Annotated in this window: 14 protein-coding genes and 1 riboswitch; of the genes, 10 read left to right on the top strand and 4 right to left on the bottom strand. The window is 65.0% G+C overall.

Annotated features, from left to right (window positions below; all coding sequences use genetic code 11):
• The first annotated feature begins 155 nt into the window (after window positions 1–155).
• The 4 genes from ACE026_RS01105 to ACE026_RS01090 all read left to right on the top strand — a co-directional run bounded on the left by ACE026_RS01105 (window position 156) and on the right by ACE026_RS01090 (window position 4057).
• A complete protein-coding gene (locus ACE026_RS01105; RefSeq protein ID WP_486037204.1) occupies window positions 156–1253 on the top strand; it encodes an alkene reductase in 1098 nt (365 codons plus the stop codon).
• A gap of 59 nt (window positions 1254–1312) precedes the next feature.
• The gene (locus ACE026_RS01100) at window positions 1313–2101 is read left to right on the top strand and encodes an SDR family NAD(P)-dependent oxidoreductase (RefSeq protein WP_486037202.1); all 789 of its coding nucleotides are present in this window, start codon (window positions 1313–1315) and stop codon (window positions 2099–2101) included.
• Between the two features lie 26 nt (window positions 2102–2127).
• A complete protein-coding gene (locus tag ACE026_RS01095) occupies window positions 2128–2991 on the top strand; it encodes an alpha/beta fold hydrolase (protein ID WP_486037201.1) in 864 nt (287 codons plus the stop codon).
• 64 nt (window positions 2992–3055) lie between these two features.
• Window positions 3056–4057 carry an NADP-dependent oxidoreductase gene (locus ACE026_RS01090; RefSeq protein WP_486037199.1) on the top strand — a complete coding sequence of 334 codons (1002 nt, stop codon included), beginning with the start codon at window positions 3056–3058 and terminating at the stop codon, window positions 4055–4057.
• Window positions 4058–4092: 35 nt separating this feature from the next.
• Here ACE026_RS01090 and ACE026_RS01085 read toward each other — a convergent pair whose 3' ends face one another.
• Window positions 4093–5421 carry a hypothetical protein gene (locus ACE026_RS01085; RefSeq protein WP_486037197.1) on the bottom strand — a complete coding sequence of 443 codons (1329 nt, stop codon included), beginning with the start codon at window positions 5419–5421 and terminating at the stop codon, window positions 4093–4095.
• Window positions 5422–6023: 602 nt separating this feature from the next.
• Here ACE026_RS01085 and ACE026_RS01080 point away from each other — a divergent pair.
• Entirely contained in the window at window positions 6024–9500 is a 3477-nt protein-coding gene (locus ACE026_RS01080) for an autotransporter family protein (RefSeq protein ID WP_486037195.1), read from the top strand.
• 254 nt (window positions 9501–9754) lie between these two features.
• Window positions 9755–10495 carry a hypothetical protein gene (locus ACE026_RS01075; protein ID WP_486037193.1) on the top strand — a complete coding sequence of 247 codons (741 nt, stop codon included), beginning with the start codon at window positions 9755–9757 and terminating at the stop codon, window positions 10493–10495.
• Window positions 10496–10605: 110 nt separating this feature from the next.
• On the opposite strand, the gene ACE026_RS01070 is transcribed toward ACE026_RS01075, so the two are convergent.
• Window positions 10606–10944 carry a glycine zipper 2TM domain-containing protein gene (locus ACE026_RS01070; RefSeq protein WP_486037191.1) on the bottom strand — a complete coding sequence of 113 codons (339 nt, stop codon included), beginning with the start codon at window positions 10942–10944 and terminating at the stop codon, window positions 10606–10608.
• A 263-nt stretch (window positions 10945–11207) separates the two neighbouring features.
• On the opposite strand from ACE026_RS01070, the gene ACE026_RS01065 reads away from it, so the two are divergent.
• From ACE026_RS01065 to ACE026_RS01050, 4 genes are all read left to right on the top strand, one after another.
• Complete coding sequence (locus ACE026_RS01065; RefSeq protein WP_486037189.1) at window positions 11208–12449, top strand: FG-GAP repeat domain-containing protein; 1242 nt, start codon at window positions 11208–11210, stop codon at window positions 12447–12449.
• A gap of 75 nt (window positions 12450–12524) precedes the next feature.
• Window positions 12525–12941 carry a hypothetical protein gene (locus tag ACE026_RS01060; protein ID WP_486037187.1) on the top strand — a complete coding sequence of 139 codons (417 nt, stop codon included), beginning with the start codon at window positions 12525–12527 and terminating at the stop codon, window positions 12939–12941.
• Between the two features lie 80 nt (window positions 12942–13021).
• A complete protein-coding gene (locus ACE026_RS01055; protein ID WP_486037185.1) occupies window positions 13022–13951 on the top strand; it encodes a hypothetical protein in 930 nt (309 codons plus the stop codon).
• Window positions 13952–14142: 191 nt separating this feature from the next.
• On the top strand, window positions 14143–16197 hold the full coding sequence (locus ACE026_RS01050; RefSeq protein WP_486037183.1) for a TonB-dependent receptor domain-containing protein: 2055 nt from the start codon (window positions 14143–14145) through the stop codon (window positions 16195–16197).
• Window positions 16198–16246: 49 nt separating this feature from the next.
• Here ACE026_RS01050 and pnuC read toward each other — a convergent pair whose 3' ends face one another.
• A complete protein-coding gene (pnuC, locus tag ACE026_RS01045) occupies window positions 16247–16843 on the bottom strand; it encodes a nicotinamide riboside transporter PnuC (protein ID WP_486037181.1) in 597 nt (198 codons plus the stop codon).
• Window positions 16840–19005, bottom strand: a complete 2166-nt coding sequence (locus ACE026_RS01040; RefSeq protein WP_486037179.1) for a TonB-dependent receptor — start codon at window positions 19003–19005, stop codon at window positions 16840–16842. The genes pnuC and ACE026_RS01040 overlap by 4 nt, the downstream gene beginning before the upstream one ends.
• 67 nt (window positions 19006–19072) lie before the next feature.
• A riboswitch (TPP riboswitch) is annotated at window positions 19073–19168 on the bottom strand.
• Window positions 19169–19175 lie beyond the last annotated feature (7 nt).

Raw genomic sequence — 19175 nt, 5'->3', positions numbered from 1 at the left:
CTCGATAGACGCGCATTTTACCACGGATAGATGACCATCATCATCAAACCGTTGACATCTAAGATGACGGTCATCATCATTGAGTGACTCCAGGCGACGGCACTGCCTGCCCGCCCGCCCGCGCGCCCCTCAACGATCACGACCCCGCATCCACCATGACGACCTCGACGCTTTTCCAGCCCTACCCCCTTGGCCCGCTGACCTTGGCCAACCGCATCGTGATGGCCCCGCTGACGCGCAACCGCGCCGGTGCCGGCCTGGTGCCCAGTCCGCTCGCCGCCACCTACTACGCCCAGCGCGCCTCGGCCGGCCTGATCATCACCGAGGCCACCCAGATCTCGGCGCAGGCCCAGGGCTACCAGGACACGCCCGGCCTCTACACGCAGGATCAGATCGATGGCTGGCGCAAGGTCACCGACGCCGTGCACGCGCGCGGCGGGCGCATCTTCGTGCAGCTGTGGCACGTGGGCCGCATCTCGCACGTGGATCTGCAGCCCGGCAACGCCGCGCCGGTATCCGCCTCGGCCATCCGGGCGCAGACCAAGACCTTCGTCCACAACGGCTTTGTCGATGTGTCCGAGCCGCGTGCACTGGAGATCGACGAACTGCCGGCCATCGTCAACGACTTCCGTCAGGCCGCCGCCAATGCGATCGCCGCTGGGTTCGACGGTGTCGAAGTCCACGGTGCCAACGGCTACCTGCTCGAACAGTTCATCAAGGACGGCGCCAACCAGCGCACCGATGCCTACGGCGGCTCGATCGAAAACCGTGCACGCCTGCTGCTGGAGGTCACTGCGGCCGTAGCCGCTGAGATCGGCGCCGATCGCACCGGCGTGCGCCTCTCGCCGGTCTCGCCGGCCAACGCCATCGCGCCCATCAGCGATCCGCAGCGGCAGTACGACTACATCGTCGATCAGCTCAGCGCGCTGCGCGTCGTCTACCTGCATGTGGTCGAAGGCGCGACGGGCGGCCAGCGCAATGTCGCCCCGTTCGACTACGACGGCCTGCGCCGCCGTTTCACCGGCACCTACCTGGCCAACAACGGCTATGACCTGGAGCTGGCCAACGCGCATCTCGCCGGTGGCAAGGCCGACCTGTTCGCCTTTGGCCGTGCCTTCATCAGCAATCCGGATCTGGTCGAACGCCTGAAAACCGGCGCGCCCTTGAACGCCCTGAACCCGGCCACGTTGTATGGCGGCGGCGCGGAAGGCTACACCGACTACCCCGGCCTGACCGACACGCTCGCGCAGTAACTCCGTTGCCATTGCCGCGCTGCATCCCCGTTCCCCCATTACATTTCAAGAGACACACCATGAGCCTGCTCCCTGCTGTCCTCATCACCGGCGCCTCCAGCGGCATCGGCACCGTTTACGCCGAACGTTTCGCGCGCCGCGGCCACGATCTGGTGCTGGTCGCGCGCGATACGGGGCGGCTGGACGCACTGGCCACGCGCCTGCGCCACGACACCGGCGTTGCCATCGACGTACTTCCGGCCGACCTCACCCAGCGCGCCGACCTCGCCACCGTTGAAACCCGCCTGCGCGACGATGCCCGCATCGGCATCCTGATCAACAACGCGGGCATCGCCCAATCCGGCGGCTTCACCGAGCAGTCGGCCGACAGCATCGAACAGCTGATCACGTTGAACACCCTCGCCCTGACCCGCCTTGCCGCTGCCGTTGCACCACGGCTGGCCAGCGCTGGCGAAGGCGCGATCATCAACATCGGCTCGGTGGTGGGCTTGGCGCCGGAGTTCGGCATGTCCGTCTACGGTGCGACCAAAGCCTTCGTGCTGTTCCTGTCGCAGGGACTGAGCCTGGAGCTGACGCCCAAGGGCGTCTATGTGCAGGCCGTGCTGCCCGCGGCGACGCGCACCGAGATCTGGGAGCGGGCCGGTATCGACATCAACACGCTGTCGGAGGTGATGGATGTCGGCGAGCTGGTTGATGCGGCGCTGGTCGGCTTTGATCGCCGCGAGACCGTCACGATTCCACCGCTGCATGTGGCCGAACGCTGGGACACGCTGGAGGCCGCCCGTCAGGGCCTGCTCTCGGACATCCGGCAGGCGCAGGCGGCGGAACGCTATCGCCCCACCGAGTGAAACCCTGACCCCACAGGTACGCGACCATGACGCTTTCCGGCACGCTCCCCGACTCCAGACGTTCGTTCGAGAATGCACCGACCCGCTCGCTGGAGGTCGATGGCACCCGGTTCGCATACCGCGAACTGGGGCCGCAGCACGGCATCCCGCTGGTCATGCTCAACCACTGGGGCGCGGTGCTGGACAACTTCGACCCGCGCATCGTGGATGGCCTGGCCAGCAGGCATCGGGTCATCGCCATCGACTACCGTGGCATTGGAGGATCAGGTGGCAAAGCACCGGTAACCGTCGCGGAAATGGCGCAGGACACGATCGCGCTGATTCGCGCGATGGGCTTGGGTCGCGTCGATCTGCTCGGCTTCTCGCTCGGTGGCTTCGTTGCGCAGCAGGTGGTGCTGGATGCGCCTGACCTGGTGCGTCGGCTCATCCTGACCGGCACCGGGCCGGCGGGTGGCCGCGGTATCGACCGGGTGGGCCGCGTGTCCTGGCCCTTGATCCTCAAAGGCCTGGTGACGCGGCGCGATCCCAAGTACTACCTGTTCTTCACCGCCAGCGCCCGCAGCCGACAGGCGGCCACCGCGTTCCTGCAACGGTTGAAGGAACGCACGAATGATCGCGACAGGCCAGCCTCACCCGGGGCGTTCCTGCGGCAACTGAAGGCGATCACCGCGTGGGGCAGGCAATCGCCCCAGAACCTGGGTGACATCCGTATCCCGGTGCTCATCGCGAATGGGGGCAGCGACATCATGGTCCCCACGCCCAACAGTGGCGATCTGGCGCACCGCATTCCCGATGCGACGCTGGTCCTCTACGACGACGCCGGTCATGGCGGGATTTTCCAGTATCACGCTGAATTTGTACGGGACGCGCTAGCGTTCCTCGATAACTGATGCGCCCCACCACGTTCCCTGCCCTGCAGCCCGACGGCACCCCTCAACCAGAGACACACCGCCCATGAAAGCCTTCCTCATCGACCGTTATGGCAAAAAGGAGACCGGCCGCATCGGCGACGCCCCACAGCCTCCGCTGCGCGATGACGATGTTCTCATCCACGTGCACGCGGCCAGCGTCAATGCGCTGGACACCAAGATCCGCACCGGGGAGTTCAAGCTGATCCTGCCTTATCGCCTGCCGCTGATTCTTGGCAACGATATGGCCGGCACGGTGGTAAGTGTCGGCGCCGGGGTGCACCACTTCAAACCCGGCGATGAGGTGTATGCCCGTCCCGACGATGATCGCATCGGCACGTTCGCCGAGTTCATTGCGGTCAATGCTGCCTCGGTGGCGCTCAAACCCGGCAACCTCACCATGGTGGAGGCCGCCTCGCTGCCCCTGGTCGCACTGACCGCATGGCAGGCGCTGGTCGAAACCGCCCAGCTCAAACCCGGGCAGAAGGTCTTCATCCAGGCCGGCTCCGGCGGCGTCGGGACGGTGGCGATCCAGCTGGCCAAACAGCTGGGCGCCTTCGTGGCCACCACCACCAGTACCGCCAACGTCGCATGGGTGAAGGATCTCGGCGCAGACGTCGTCATCGATTACAAACAGCAGGATTTCGCGACGGAACTGCGTGACTACGATGTGGTGCTCAACAGCCTCGGCAAGGATGAACTGACCCGCTCGCTGCAGATCCTCAAGCCGGGCGGGCATCTCATTTCCATCTCGGGGCCACCCACGCCCGCGTTTGCTGCGGCACGCGGACTGGCTTGGCCGCTCAAGCAGGTGATGCGCCTGCTCAGCCATGGCATCCGCAGCAAGGCCAGGCAGAAGGGTGTGACCTACACCTTCGTGTTCATGCGGGCCAGTGGGCAGCAGTTGGGCGAGATCACCTCGCTGGTGGAGGCTGGTGCGATCCGTCCGGTCATCGACAGGGTCGTCCCGTTCCAGGAGACCCAGAGCGCCTTGGCCCATGTCGAGAGTGGCCGGGCCAAGGGCAAGGTGGTGGTGGAGATGCGGTAGGTCGCCACCAAGCCTCTCATCGCTGCCGAGCCTCACTACCGGTGGACATCGCCGCCCTGCACATTCGTCAAACGCCAGCCATCTGATTCCTTCTCGAGACGCCAGCCCGCGTTGAGAACGAGCGTCCAGCCCGGCCCAGTCCAGTTGGAGGCACTACCGGTAACCTCACCGCCACTCAGCGTGACAAGTGTCCAGTCTTTTGACATCAGCGCACCCGATTCCGCCGTCAGCTCGCCCCACTCGTCACGTACCGTGAGCGGTGTGTACACCGTGCCGACCTCGTCCAGGGGAAAGAGCGCGCGCGGATCGAACGACGCGGACGGTTTACTCAGTGGAAGCCGAACCGCATCCCCACCGAGGTACCGCTTGCGATACCCGGCACTGCGCTGCTCACGGATCCTGGCGCGCTCATGTTCTTGGGCACGTACCTCGTCCATCCCGTAACGGCGACCGACACCTTCCGCCCCGGTCGCGCTGAGCGGCGTGCCCAGCTGTTCGGCCAGCAGTGCCGGCAGGTCAGACGCGGGCGACAGCCCGCTGCGCCAGTGCGGCGACCGCCGATCCAGCAACATCCCGTACGCCGGCCCGGTCACGTACGCCGCCGATCGGACAAAGCTCGGTGAGGCATCTGCTGCAGCCAGAGACTTGACCAACGCCGGCACCATGTTCCCCCCATTGGCAGCCGCCGCGACCCGGCGGCCCGTGTACTCGGCAAGGCCCTCATTGCGTTCAACCCTCGCCTCTTCGCCCAGCACCCGGGTGCCCGACGCCGAGCCCGCAGAACGAAGTGCCCGGAATTGCAGCGCTGCGGCGACATGCGGCCGGGCATCACGATCATCGGACGCGGACAGCGCCTGCGCCAACGCACGCATCTCCAACCGCAACGCCATCCGGCCAAGCTCACCATCAAGATGCGCTGTATCGCCTTCGGAAGCCGAAAGCCCCAACATGGCCTGCACGCAGTGCCATTGTTCATGCCAGAACAGGGTCGCGAGTCCGTCGTTGTCCGCAGGCAGCGGCAGAATCAACAGCACGTTGGAGGCCCCGTCGATATCAATGCATGTATTCGCAGGCGGCTGATCCTTCCGCAGAACGACAGACTCCACATCCCCCGTGGCGACGTTTCGACGCCAACTCGTTCCGGTGACGCGGTCATGCAGCACCACAGGGGCATCCAGCGGCACTCCCCAAAGTGCTTCTGCCGCCTGCTTCGACGCGGGCACCTGCGCGACCGTCGCCACGCGTCGCAGCGCTTCTTCCAACCCCGGCGGCTGCACCGCAGCCGAAGCCGAAGCCGCAAACGGAATCAGGCCAGCAACGGCAATCGCAGCTGCACGGAAAGTGCGTATGGACATCCTAGTCATTGCAGGCGCGTCTCCTTGACGGCGGGTTGCCGGACATGATCTGCGACACGACACAGGTCTGCTTCGGACAGTTGCATGTCAGGTTTCTGCCGATTCTAATCCTCGCGGCGCCATCATGGCTGTTGCCGTACGGCCATTTCCGAAGAACAGCCAGCCATGGTGCAGGCCCCTACTCGCACGAATAGTCGACGTGGACGTCCCGTGCCGCCGGCCATTGCCTGAGCGGTTCAGGCAGTGCGTCCTGCTCAGCGGCGCAGTAGTTTTACTGGCGGCTGCTCGCAAGTATTGCGGTTGTGTAGCGAAAGGTGCATCGCCAGACTCGCATTACTGGTGACAACCTGCACGCAGTTGAAGTACTGCCAGCGGCGGTCTGTCGCTGCTCTTCATTGGAGAGGCTGCATGGCTGTTCGCAATGACAAGCCTCACAGCTTGGCCTCCCAAACAGGGGCGTTGCACCTCGCCCACTCCCCCGCCAGCGGCTTTCCGACTGAGCAAGCGGTCGCGCCACCGTTTGATACACACGAAGCAAGACGGGGAGAAGGTTCGGCAGCCATTCTCGGCCATTGCCCCCGGCCAGATGCCAGCGATCGGAGAGAGCAATCATGAGAATTGACGGAGCATCCTCCTCGATCTCCAACATTGTTGGCGTTGGTATCGGTTTCGGCTGTGCCCCACGACGTAACTTGTTGCGGTGGTCGGACACTACTGCAGCACTCATCGCGCTATCCATATTTTTCAGTTCGGATATGGCCCAAGCGCAGGTTTCAACCTGCGCAGGGCAGACCGGCGGCTGCAGAATCGACCAGGTCCTGTTCGGCAATTCTCCAGCAACAGCGCCAATTGGCAACGACACCGCTGGAGGGCTGACCATCGGCTACTCCAGCGACGGAGCCTTGGACATCCAGGGAGGCGCTACAGTCGTTAGTGGCTTCTCCTTCAACGGAATTGGAAACACGATTGGGGACTTGGCGACCGGGAATGGCGCGGTGACCGTAAGCGGCCTCAACGCCGCGTGGAACTCATCAGGCAATGCCCTCATCGTCGGCAATGCTGGAACGGGCACACTCAGTATTCAGGGCGGCGCCCAAGTCGTCAGCACGGCGGGCGGGCTCGTTGGCAATAGCGCCACTGGCTCAGGTACCGTGACAATTGACGGGCCGGGCTCACTCTGGCGGACCAACACTGCCAGCATCACGGTAGGCAGTGCAGGAAGGGGCACGCTCGCGGTCCTGAACGGAGCAAGTGTCTCCACCAGCTTCCTGGATATTGGTGGCAACGCGAATGGGTCGGGCGCAGTCACTGTGAATGGTTCTGGCTCGGTAGTGCAGACAACCGGCATGCGCGTAGGAACCGCCGGTTCGGGCACGCTCGCGATTGAGAACGGCGGGACGGTCAACAACAATGGGAACGTGTTCATTGGCAATGGCGCGTCCGGCTCTGGCGTGGTCACACTGATTGGCGCTCAAACCAACTGGAACAACAGCGGCGGTGTCTATGTCGGCCTGTTCGGTACAGGTGCGCTCACCGTTGCTGACGGTGCAACTGCCAGCGCCAGCTCCATCTACGTGGCTGCACGCACCGGAAGTCGGGGCACTGTCAACATTGGTGCACAGGCCGGCGCAGCAGCCGCCGCGCCAGGGACCCTGGCTGCCACCTCCGTCGAGTTTGGCCCTGGCATCGGCCTGCTTGTGTTCAACCACACCGCAGCCGACCATACGTTTGTCCCCGCCATCAACGGCCCTGGCGCGGTCAGCGTTCTTTCCGGGACCACCATCTTCGCCAACGACAAGGCTTACACCGGCGGCACCACCATCTCCGGTGGCACCTTGCAGCTGGGTAACGGCGGTGCTGCCGGATCGGTCGTCGGCAACATCACCGATAACGGGACGCTTGCGTTCAACCGGGGTGACGTCTACACCTTTGGCGGCGTGATTTCAGGCACCGGTGTGGTGAACCAGTTGGGGGCCGGTACCACCATCCTGACTGCCGACAACACCTACACCGGCGGTACCACAATCGCGTCGGGCACATTGCAGCTTGGCAATGGCGGTGCGGCCGGCTCCATCGTCGGCGACGTCACCGATAACGGTACGCTGGCATTCAACCGGAGCGACATACATACATTCACCGGCGCCATCTCTGGCACGGGCAACGTCAATCACGTCGGGACCGGAACCACGGTTCTGACCGCTGGAAGTACATACAGCGGGGGCACCACGATCTCGGCCGGCACGTTGCAGATAGGCAATGGCGGCACATCGGGCGCGCTTGTGGGCGATATCACCAACAATGGGCTGCTTGTCTTCAACCGGTCCAACGTGAGCGCATTCGCGGGCGCGATATCGGGTACCGGTGGGGTCGACCAGATCGGCAGCGGCACTACCCTGTTGAGCAGCACGGCCAACTCCTACAGTGGGGACACCCGCGTCAATGCGGGGGTACTGCAGGCCGGTGCGGCAGGTACCTTCAGCCCCAACACGGATGTGACCGTCGCAGCTGCCGCGATGCTTGATCTCAACGGTTTTTCACAGACCGTCGCTGGCGTTGCCAATGCTGGGCGGATCATCTTCGGTGCAGACGCACTGCCCGGCACCACGCTGACCACGCGAAATTACGCCGGCGTCGGCGGCACACTGGAGATAAACACGCTTCTGGGCGGTGACGGGTCACCGTCCGACCGGCTGGTGATAGACGGTGGCGCCGCGTCCGGTAGCTCGATCCTCGTGGCGCGTAATGCAGGTGGGCTCGGCGACGTCACCGTCGGCAACGGCATTCTCGTGGTGGATGCGGTCAATGGTGGGTCAACCAGCGGCACAGCGTTCGCGCTCACGACACCGGTAGTGGCCGGGCCATACGAGTATGGACTGCGGCGGGGCAGCGTTGACGGCAGCTCGGCCGAAAACTGGTACCTACGCTCCACCCTGGACTGCGGGGCCGCGGGCGCGCCTTCGCCCCCATGCCCGTCACCGCCTCCTCCTCCGCCTCCTCCGCCGCCGCCGGTGCCACCACCGGATCCGCCGCCGCCACCGCCCGAGCCCCCCGTGCCGCCGGCATATCGGCAAGAAGTGTCCTTGGCTGCTGCCCTTCCCTCCATGGCAGCCATCTACGCGCGCGCAGTTGTTGACACGCTGCATGAGCGGGTGGGCGATGAGCACTTGCTGAGCCAGCGCGGAGCCTCCTCACGCGATGCTGGCGTTGGCGGCGCGTGGGTCAGGGCACTGCACCACGACGGCGAACGCGACGGAGGCAACCAGGGCATATATGGAAGCAGAGGGCCTGGGTTCGACTACGCGTTTGATGTGCTGCAAGTGGGCGTAGACCTCTACCGTTCCATCAGCGAGGACGGCAGCCATCAGCATGCCGGTGGTTACCTGGCCTACGGCAAGGCGCGCGGGAGGGTGCGGCACAATCTGCTCGACTACGATTTCCATGCCGGCACCGACGAATTCGACGCGCGCACCGTCGGCGCGTACTGGACAGCATTTTCGCCCCGTGGTGCTTATGTGGACTCGGTGGCGCAGTACACCTGGTATGACATGCGAGCCAAATCCACCCGGCTGCCGGACATATTCACCAACGGGACCGGCGTGCTGGCGTCCGTGGAAGTGGGCTGGCCCTGGTTGCTGGGCGCGGAACGAATCGGCGACATGTCGAAGCCAGGCTGGCGCATGGAGCCGCAAGCCCAGGTCATCTGGCAGAAGACCGCGCTGGACGACCTTGTCGACTCGACCGCGCGGGTACGATACAGGGATGACGACGCTAGCGTTGGCAGATTGGGAATACGGCTGAGCCGGCTCGGCCAGCGAGCGGCAGACTCAGGTGATCGAGCGACAAGTTGGTGGATCCGCGCCAATGCCTGGCACCAGTTCAGCGGTTCGCCAACCACTGAATTTTCCAGTGCACGCGGCTACGTACCTTTCACCGCCGACCTCGGCGACAGTTGGGGTGAAGTTGGCGTCGGCGGCACCTGGCAGGTGAGTGCCGTCGGCTATCTCTTCGCGGATGCTGACTACACGTGGAGCTTCGATGGCGAAGAATCATCATGGAACGGAAAGCTGGGCATGCGTTGGCAGTGGTAGGGCATCGCACGAACAGATGCGGTAATCGCTTGAATAACCCCTGTGCAACGCCGATTGCGCTGTCTGTCATCGGCCAGGAGCAGACGCGCGCCCGACTGGACGCCACCCTATCCGGTGAGCACGGGCGCCGCGGCACCCCGCCTTGCGGATCGTCGATGCCTCGTTGATCATCCTGTGCCCGCTCACTTCCGCGGGTTCGCCTGCACTGCGCAAGATCCAAGATCCTGGATGCCACTACCCGCATGGAATGCACAATGTCCCCCCTCCCCCGTGCGTTGGCTGTCCTGCTGAGCGTGTGCCTGCCGGCGGCGGCCCAGGCCGAACCTGTTTTCTTTACCAACTATGGCGATTTCTACCGGTCGCTCGGCGGTGCCTTGTTTCCGGAATCGGGAACGTCGCTGGCCATGCCTTGCACGGAATCACCCCGGCACTGCATCTGGGTGACCTCCATGCACCAGGCGCTGCGCCGGTACGACCAACCGTTGTGGACCACGCCCGGCGATCTGCCCATGACGCCGCCCAAGGGCGGCCTCGATGTTGCCTTTGATGGCCAAACGTTGATGGTGGGGACGCGGCGCTGGCCCCTGAGCCGCGCCGTGAACCTGGCGTCACCACAGTGGCGCAGCGAGACGCCGATCGACCCGGAGAACCTGACCGCCGTAACGGCCTGGCAGCGCGGCACGTCGGTTTGCCTGGATATGCGCTACTCAAGCAGTGGCACAGCCGTCCGCTACACAGCGGTGCTGTTGTTGCATGGTGAGCGCCTGTACACCCTGCCGCCGCTGTTTGCCACCTGTGCAGCCATACGGGAAGCGCCCCATGACGGCTTCAGCTATCCGAGCAACACCTACCTCGGTGCTGAGCAGGAACACCCTCGACACGGCCTGCAGGTGGACTATGTGTTGTCCGATGGCAAGACACGCATTGCGCGCTATGTGTTGCACTTTGCCGATCAGGGCAATCCCTACCGCTTTGAGGCAACGCGCGGCGAATGACCGTCATGCCACTCACCGCATCACTGCGGTGGCATCAGCGCGCGCCTTTAAACGGAACGGGGGGCATGCACCCGAATCGGTGGCCGCGGCAGGGTTCCGCTCTGCTCCGATCAGCGCCAGCCGCGGTTGTGGTTGCGGCGGTCATGGTCCCAACGGCGCTGGTCGTGACGACGATCGTGGCGGCTGGTGCGCTCGTAACGATGGTCGCGGTCATAACGGCGATCGCGGTCATAGCGATAGTCGCGGTTGTCACGGCGATCCTTGGTGGTCACATTGCCGATCGCGCCGCCGGCCACTGCGCCGCCTGCGGTCATCATCGGGTCGCCGTTGGAGAGCACGTGCCCCGCGACGCCACCTACGACGGCACCCACCAGTGTGTTCTTGTCCTTGCGCGACAGCGCGGAGGCATCGCCCGCGGCGATGACGCCAGCGGTCAGAGCCAGTGCCATGGCCAGGCCAGGCCACGGAAGCTGAAAGCGGTTGAGGTGAGCATCGTTGGATCCTCCAAACGTATCGGTGTGGAATCGAATCTGGTGGCCGAAGATTGCCGGAACATTGCGCACCCGCGGATGAACCGCCCCCTGTTCAGTTTGGCGAAAGTACAGCTTGGTGGGGCCATGCCGTCGCGCCAAGCCGACGCCAGCGCCCCTAAAGTGGCATGCGTGTCCCTCGCAACGGGCGCACTCAACGACCGCTTCGGAGCCCGAGCCGCATGCCCTCAACGATCCCCTCCCTCGCCCTCGCCGCTTCCCTGTTCGGTGTCTCCGTCACGGCGTGCGCTGGCCCGTCGCAACCGTCGGGCACCGTGTTTACCGACGTCACCGCCACCCACGTTCCCCCCGACGCGGACCTCCATGCACTGGATGCGGCGTTGCTGGATGCCGATGGCGATGGCGATCTGGATGTCGCGGTGGCGGTGGAGAATGGCGCCAACCGGCTCTATCTCAACGATGGCACCGGCAAGCTCACACAGGCGCCGGATGCGTTCGGCACGATCACCGGCGACAACGAGCATGTACGCGTGGCCGATGTTGATGGTGACGGCCATATCGATGTGCTGTTCATCGCTGAAGACACCGAGCAGCACAACCTGTTCCTGGGTGACGGCAAGGGTGGATTCGTACGGGTCAGCGAGCGCCTTCCTGCGATGAGCCAGGCCAACGGCGTCGCCATCGGCGATGTCAACGGCGATGGCCTGCCCGACATCGTGGTGGGCAACACGACGGAGGGCAAACCCGGTGTGGCGCAACCGTTCCTCTGGCTCAATGACCGCGCACGCCCGGGCTACTTCATCGATGCCACTACCACCCACCTGCCCTCGATCAACGTGCAGGCGCAAGGCATGACCTTGGCCGATCTGGATGGCGATGGCGATCTGGACATGGCCATTGCCAGCCAGGATCCCATCAATCGCCTGCTGATCAACGATGGCAGCGGCCGCTTCACCGATGCCACCGATCGCCTGGGAGCGCAGATTCCCACCGAGACGCGCGAAGTCCATGCGTTCGATGCGAACGGCGATGGGCGGCTGGATCTGGTCTTCTTCAACCTCACCAGCAACAACCAAGCCTGGGACAAGAATCCGCAGACGCGCCTGCTGATCAATCAAGGCGACGCCCGTTTCAAGGATGAGACCGCCGCACGTCTGCCCGCGCATCGTTTCTCCAGCTGGGGCGGGACGGTGGTGGATTTCAACGAGGATGGCCATCCGGACGTGGTGGTCAGCGCGATTGAGGTACCCGGCTTCGTGCCGCTGCAGGTTCGCGCCTGGCAGAACGATGGGAAGGGCAACTTCACCGACGTCACTGCCTCGGTGATCCCCCGCACCACGGTGGGACGCAGCTGGAGCATGGCGCGCGGTGATCTGGATGGGGATGGCAAGCCGGATCTGTTCATTGGCGGGTGGCAGTCGCAGGCCCGCCTGCTGCTGAGCGGCAACAGGATCGACGAGTAAACCTGCGCAAACCGATGGCTTCACGCTGGCATTTGCTATCGTGCCCTCCGTCCGTCCCTCCTTCTCAGGAATCCCATGCCCCGTAAGCCCTCCACCGCCTCCTCCGCATCAAAGATGAAAGCCACCTTGGCAGCTGCGGTCGCGCGATCGGGAATGGACGAAAGCGCGCTGCTGCGGGCCGCCACGAAGGAGGCGTTCGAGCGCGCACTGCTGCTGCTCACCTCCTCCTACGCCGATTTCAGCCCGGAACAACAGCGCAGGATCCAGGCTGCCGTAGCGAGCGCGGGGTCGGCCAGCCCCGCCACGCGCGCCAAACCGGCCAAGATCCCCCGCGAAGCACTGCCACCGCGCTTCTGGCTGCCGCACAGCGGTGCCACCTGGTCCGGCCGCGGGCGCATTCCCGGTGCGTTCCTTGCGTGGGAGGGCACCGTGGCCCACACCGAATGGAAGAAGACGCACCCGGATCAGCGCTTCCCCTCCTACCCGGGCTGAGCAGGCACTGCGGTTCGCGACGCAGGGCAATTGATCCAAGCGACTATGATGGTCGCCATTGAACGAAGCAGTGGTTGCAGATGAGTCGCGGAATCAAGATGCGCAAGGCCGTGGGAACGCACGGCACCCTGCACCGGTTGGCCGACCTGCAGAAGCGCCATGACGCGCAGCAGACCCTGCCCACGTTGCTCTGCGATGGCTGCAACGTGCCGGTCCGATTCGTCCCGGCGCACGACAGGAGCGGTGCCGACGGTGCCCTTCCCGCCGCGGTGCCTGCGTACATCGCGTTGAACAAGGGGGCTGAGCATCTGCCAGGGTGCCGCTACAACGCTCCCTCACATCTGCAGACCCTGCTCGCCAGCGGAACCGATCCCGAGTTCCTGCCTGCGCTGGGCGATGGCCGGCATGAGCTGCGTTTGTTGATCCTCCAGCAGGCCCTGAAGCGGGGCAGCGCCGGGCCGACCCTTGTCCCGGCAGACGCACCGCTCGACGGTTACCTGCGCACCCTCACCGACCTGCTGATCCTGCAGGCGATGTGCGAGGACGACACGCTGCTGACCGCGCAGCTGACCCTGCGCCTGGGCAAGAAGCGGGTCGATTGGGCGAATTTCCTCTACGGGCAGGAACGCTACGACGCAGCATGGGAACGGCTTGGCGCCGCATCCAGTGAGCTGCCGCTGGCCCTGCTCGGGACGGTGCGGTCACATCGCACGCCACAGCCCGGTGATCCCCATGGTGTCACCTTCCTCAACTGTGCCCCGAAGTATCAGCACACCGGCGTGACCGACCGCCGGGATTTCTACGAAGTCAGCGTCGGGCACACCGATGCCGCATGGCTGAAGTCCTTCCCGGTGGGCGCGGAGATCGTGATGTTCGGGCTGTGGCGCCAGGGAAGAAGCAGCACCGCCTCCCGGCCGCACCCGACCGACCCGCGCCGGACCATCACCAGCATCACCCACAAACTGGCACTGCGGCCGAGCCTTGCCCGGCAGTTGAGTGTTGTGGAGTGAGCCGCACGGCCGTCATGGGTTTCTCGTGATCGATCCCGCACAGCAATAACGGCATCCGTCGATATCGCTGTGTATCGCTACATTTCAAATGCGAATGGTTCGTGATACGATTGTTAAGATTACTTGAAACCCCCACACGGACGTCCCCAGCCATCGCCAGCGGGCTCCCATAGCCATGGAGTACTTTCGCGATGTCGCACCCCTCCCCTTCTTCCCGTCGTTCCGGCGCCACGCTCGCCGTCGCCATTGGTCTGGTATTGGCCGGCCATGCGCATGCCGACGCCGCTGCGGATGCAGCCGCCTCACCCCGCCAGATGGATACCGTGGTCGTCACCGCCACCGGCGCCCAGCAGTGGATCAAGGACGCCCCGGCCAGCATCAGCGTGATCACCCGTGAGGAGATCGAACGCAAGCCGGTCAGCAGCATCGGCCAACTGCTGAGCACTGTTCCCGGCGTGACCGGTGGCTATGCACTGTCTGGCGCGCAGTCCAAGATCCGCCTGCGCGGCCTGCCCGAGCAGTACACCCTGATCCTCATCGACGGTCGCCGCCAGGGCAATTCTTCCGGCGTGAACTACCGCGATGACCTGGGTCCGCAGGATCTGAACTGGCTCTCGCCGGACATGATCGAGCGCATCGAGGTGGTCCGCGGGCCGATGTCCTCGCTGTACGGCTCGGATGCGATGGGCGGGGTGATCAACATCATCACCCGCAAGATCGCCAACGAATGGGGTGGCTCGGTCACCTACAACTACAGCAAGCCCGACTCCTCCACGCGCGGTAACACGCTGCAGATGGGCGGGCTGTTCAGTGGCCCGCTGACGCAGAACCTGGGCCTGCGCATCGGTGCCAACGTGACCGACCGCGAATCGGACCGCGGCGAGTATCAGACGCCGGGCAACAAGGCCGAGAATGCCAACGCGCTGCTGAACTGGCGCGTCAACGATGACCACACCGTGGGCTTTGAAGCCTCGCGCGGCGAGCAACGCAACCGCGGTGCCGGTGACGTCGGCGCATGGGGCCTGTCCAAGCTGGTACAGACCGGTTACGCGATCAAGCATGATGGCCGTTATGGCGATGCCGCCACCTCCAAGACCACGCTCGTCCAGAACGATTACGAAGACAAGGGCAGCACCGTCGGCAACCACTCCAAGGAGACGGTGTTCGATACCGCGTTCACCCGCAGCTTCCATTGGGGCTTCGAGCAGAGCCTGAACATCGGCGGCCAGTGGAGGCGCGAAGAGCTGGAAAACAGCGACACCATCGGCACCGTGCCGGTGACCTGGACCGGCACCGGCCGGATCACCCCGACCAGCGAAGCCGATTCCTGGGCGCTGTTCGCTGAAGACCACATCACCCTGCACGAGCGGTTCATCCTCACTGTCGGCCTGCGCTGGGACAACACCGACAACTACGACGACAACCTGAGCCCGCGCGTCTACGGCGTCTGGCATCCGTCCGATGCATGGACCGTTCGTGGCGGTGTCTCGCAGGGCTTCCGCGCGCCAACGCTGAAGCAGGGCACGGCCGGCGCGGCGACCCAGTCCGGCGGCCGCGGCTGCACCGCCTTGACCGTGGAAGGTTGGACCAGCCGCTCGGTCAGCGCCGATGGCACCACCGGTTGCTACATGGCCGGCAATCCGAACCTGGAGCCGGAAACCAGTACCAACTATGAGATCGGTGTCGGCTTCGACAAGAACGGCTGGCTGGCCTCGGCCACCTACTTCCTGACCGACTTCGACGACAAGATCCAGCAGGTCCCGCTGCGCGATATCCCCGGCCAGACCAGCAGCTTCGTCAACGGCTTCTGGTGGACGGTGGCGCAGAACGTGGAAAAAGCCCGCACCCGCGGCGTGGAAGCCAGCATCACCGTGCCGCTGCATGAGCACCTGACCTGGACCACCAACGCCACGCGCATGCTGGAATCGAAGAACCGCACCACCGGTTCCAACCTGCTGGTGGTGCCCAAGCTCACCGCCAATACCTCGCTGGACTGGCAGGTCAGTGATGACTGGTCGCTCAACCTGAGCGCGCAGCACATCGGTGAACAGTTGGTGTCCACCTCCAGTTCGACCTTCGCCAAGGCCTACACTACCTGGGACCTGGTCGCCGGCTTCGATGTCAACCAAAGCCTGACCCTGCGTGCCGGCGTGCTCAACCTGGGCGACGTCTCCACCATCGAAGAAGGCAACGACTACGACGGCGGCGCACGCACGTTCTTCGTGGGTGCCACGGCGCGGTTCTGACCGCGCCGGGCCGAGTGCAGGCCTGAGGTGACGAAGGGCGGCGCGGAGTTTATCCGCGCCGCCCTTCTACGTTGTGGAGCAGCGCGTCGTTGCGCGCCACCGTCCATGCACGCAGGCCCATCACCGCCAGGCCGACGAACACCAGATACAGCACGGCGGTCACGTGCAGTGACTTGACCATGTACATGCCCACGTAGACAACGTCGACCAGGATCCACAGCCACCATGCGGCCGTGTGACGCCGCGCCTGCCACCACTGGGCGACCAGACTCAACGCAGCCAGCATTGCATCCAGCCACGGCAACGCTGCATTGGTGAGGAAGTGCATCGCCGCGCCGAGCGCAATCCCGAAGGCCACGCCGATGCCGAGGTCACGCCACATGGCCACCCGCGCCAGCGGCATGATCGCGACCCGACCATCGTGCTCGACCTGGCCACGCCAGCGCACCCAGCCGTACACCAGGAAGCCGCCGAAGACGATCTGCAGCAGCGTGTCCGAGTAGAGCCGCGCCTCGGCGAACACCAGCGCATACAGTGCCACCGAGATCAGACCGACCGGCCAGGCAAGGGGCACCCGGCGCGTCATCAGCCACACGCCGAGCATGCTGACACCAGCCGCCGCCCATTCCAGGATCGCTGGGTTCATAGCTCGAACGTCACCGACAACCGGGCCTGACGCGGCGCGCCCGGGAACAGGTAGTAGTCACCCGAGCTGCTGCCGGTGTCACGCCAGTAGAAGCGGTTGAACAGGTTGTCCACTGAGAGATTCCAGGTCACCGGATGCTCACCCACCTGATGTTTGAAGCGCAGGCCGGCGTCGAACACGCTGTAGGCCGGTGCGCTCACGCGACCATCGGCAGTGGCCACGTTGGAGGCCGCGTAACGCCAACCACCGGTCAGCCCCAGGCCGGTCACGAACGGCAGCTGGTACTGCGCATGCACGGTGGCGCGCGTCTTGGGCACGTTGATCAGCTGATGGCCTTCGTACTCCGGCGTGCCGGCATCGCGTGCACGGGCACGCAGGACGCTCGCACTGGCGCTCAGCGACAGGCGCTCGGTCAGCTGGCCCTGCGCGGTGAGCTCCAGCCCTGTATGGGTCTGCTGCCCTTCTTCGACGAAGGTGTAGCCCGCCTCGCTGCCATCCGGCTTGGCGTACTGGAATGGCTGCGAAGTGCGGAACAGCGCCGCGCCCAGGGTCAGCGCATCGCTGGGCACATACTTGACGCCCACTTCGGTCTGGCGCGACAGCACCGCGGGCAGGAACGCGCCGTCATTGGAGGTCCAGAACGGCGCTTCCTGGCCGAGCGAAATGCCCCGCACGTAGCTCACATAGGCATTGAGCTCATCGGTGGCCTTCCAGACCAGCGCGGTCTGCGGCAGGAAGCGCGACAGGCGACTGTGCCGCTCGGGGTTGCCACGCTTGTCGTAGGCACGCTCATCCAGGCGCACGAAACGCCCACCGGCCAGCCACTGCCAATCGCCGAAGCTCATCCGGTCCAGTGCGAATACCGCCGTCTGCGCGCTGTCCAGACGCCGCGCGGACGGGCCCGGCATCAGCGGCGACGGTTCGAACTGCGGCACCTGTGCATCGTGGATGTTGGCGGTGCCCACGTATTCGTTGACGTTGCGGCGCTTGTCCACGGTGCGCTCGAAACGGTCCGCACCCACGCTCAGCTCGTGCCGGATATCGCCGGTGGCGAAACTGCCGCGCAGTTCGCCACGGAATTCCAGGTTGCGGCGGGTATCGTCCGGGCTGCGGTAATCGTAGATGTCGTAATCGCCGTTGGGCGCGAAGTAGTTGCCCGGCACGCTGCCATCGGCGCATCCGGCGGCGTAGTAGCAGCCGTAGGCGAAGGCGACGTTGTCGTCGATCACCGAGCGGCTGTAGCTGGCCGATACCCGCGACTGCCAGCTCGGGCTGAAATCGTAGGTATGCAGCGCGGTCAGGTTGGTGCTGTCGATGCCGACGGGTCGCTGCCAGGCCTGGTAGCCCAGCAGGTGCTTGCGGTCCACGCCGCGCGGCAGCTCGGTGGCGCCCAGCAGCTGATAGCCCGAGGCCGAGCGCTGCGCGCTGGTCTGGTAGTTGGCATCCACTTCCAGCTTGCCGCGTTCGCCGATCAGCCAGTCGGTAGCCAGCGAGTAGAAGTTGCGGCGGCCGTCGGCATGGTCGATGTAGGAATCGGTGTCTTCCCAAGCGGCATTGAAGCGCACGCCGAAACGCGGCGACAGCCAATGGCCGAGATCCACCGCGGTGTAGCGCGAGCCTTCCGAATCGGTGCCGAGGGTGACGTTGCGGACCTCGGCCGGGCGCTTGCCCACGTAATTGATGATGCCACCCGGGGCCATTACACCGGCGGCCAGGCCGGCCTCACCCTTGAGGATTTCCACCGACTGGATGTTCTCCAGCGCCAGGCGTTGCTCGCCGGTGATGGCCAAGCCATTGAAGCGATACCCGGTGCCGGTATCCAGCGGGAAACCGCGGATCGCGATGTTCTGGTAGTAACCGACCGGTGCATAGCTGTCGCCCAGCGAGGCATCGTTGCTGGCCAGCTCGGACAGCGTCCGGACCTGGCGGCTGTCCAGCAGGTCGCGATCCAGCACGTTCACCGACGCCGGGGTGCTCTTCCAGTCACCCGCGCCGAAACTGCTGGTCTGCGTGATGGTGGCCGCCGGCTGATGAGCCTGCACGCGCACGGCGGCAAGCTCTGTCGGCGAGCGCTCGGGCGCGTCCGCGAGATCGTTGGCATGAAGAGGCAGCGCAGCGCAGAGGGCGGCGGACAACAGCGTGGGGCGGAAGCAACGGTTCATTCGATTCGTCATCAGCTGGGGGAGACGAAGCGAAGGCGCGCACGCGCACCGACCCATCACGGCGGTATGCCTGCTGCTCAAAGCTCCCTACGCCGGTGCAAACCGGATCAGGTTCCAAGGGACTCTCTCAGCCTGGTTTCGCCAGGCACCCCCGCTTCTGTGACTATTTC

Source organism: Stenotrophomonas sp. AGC87 (assembly GCF_057333975.1).
This window is presented reverse-complemented; position numbering and strand designations above follow the sequence as displayed.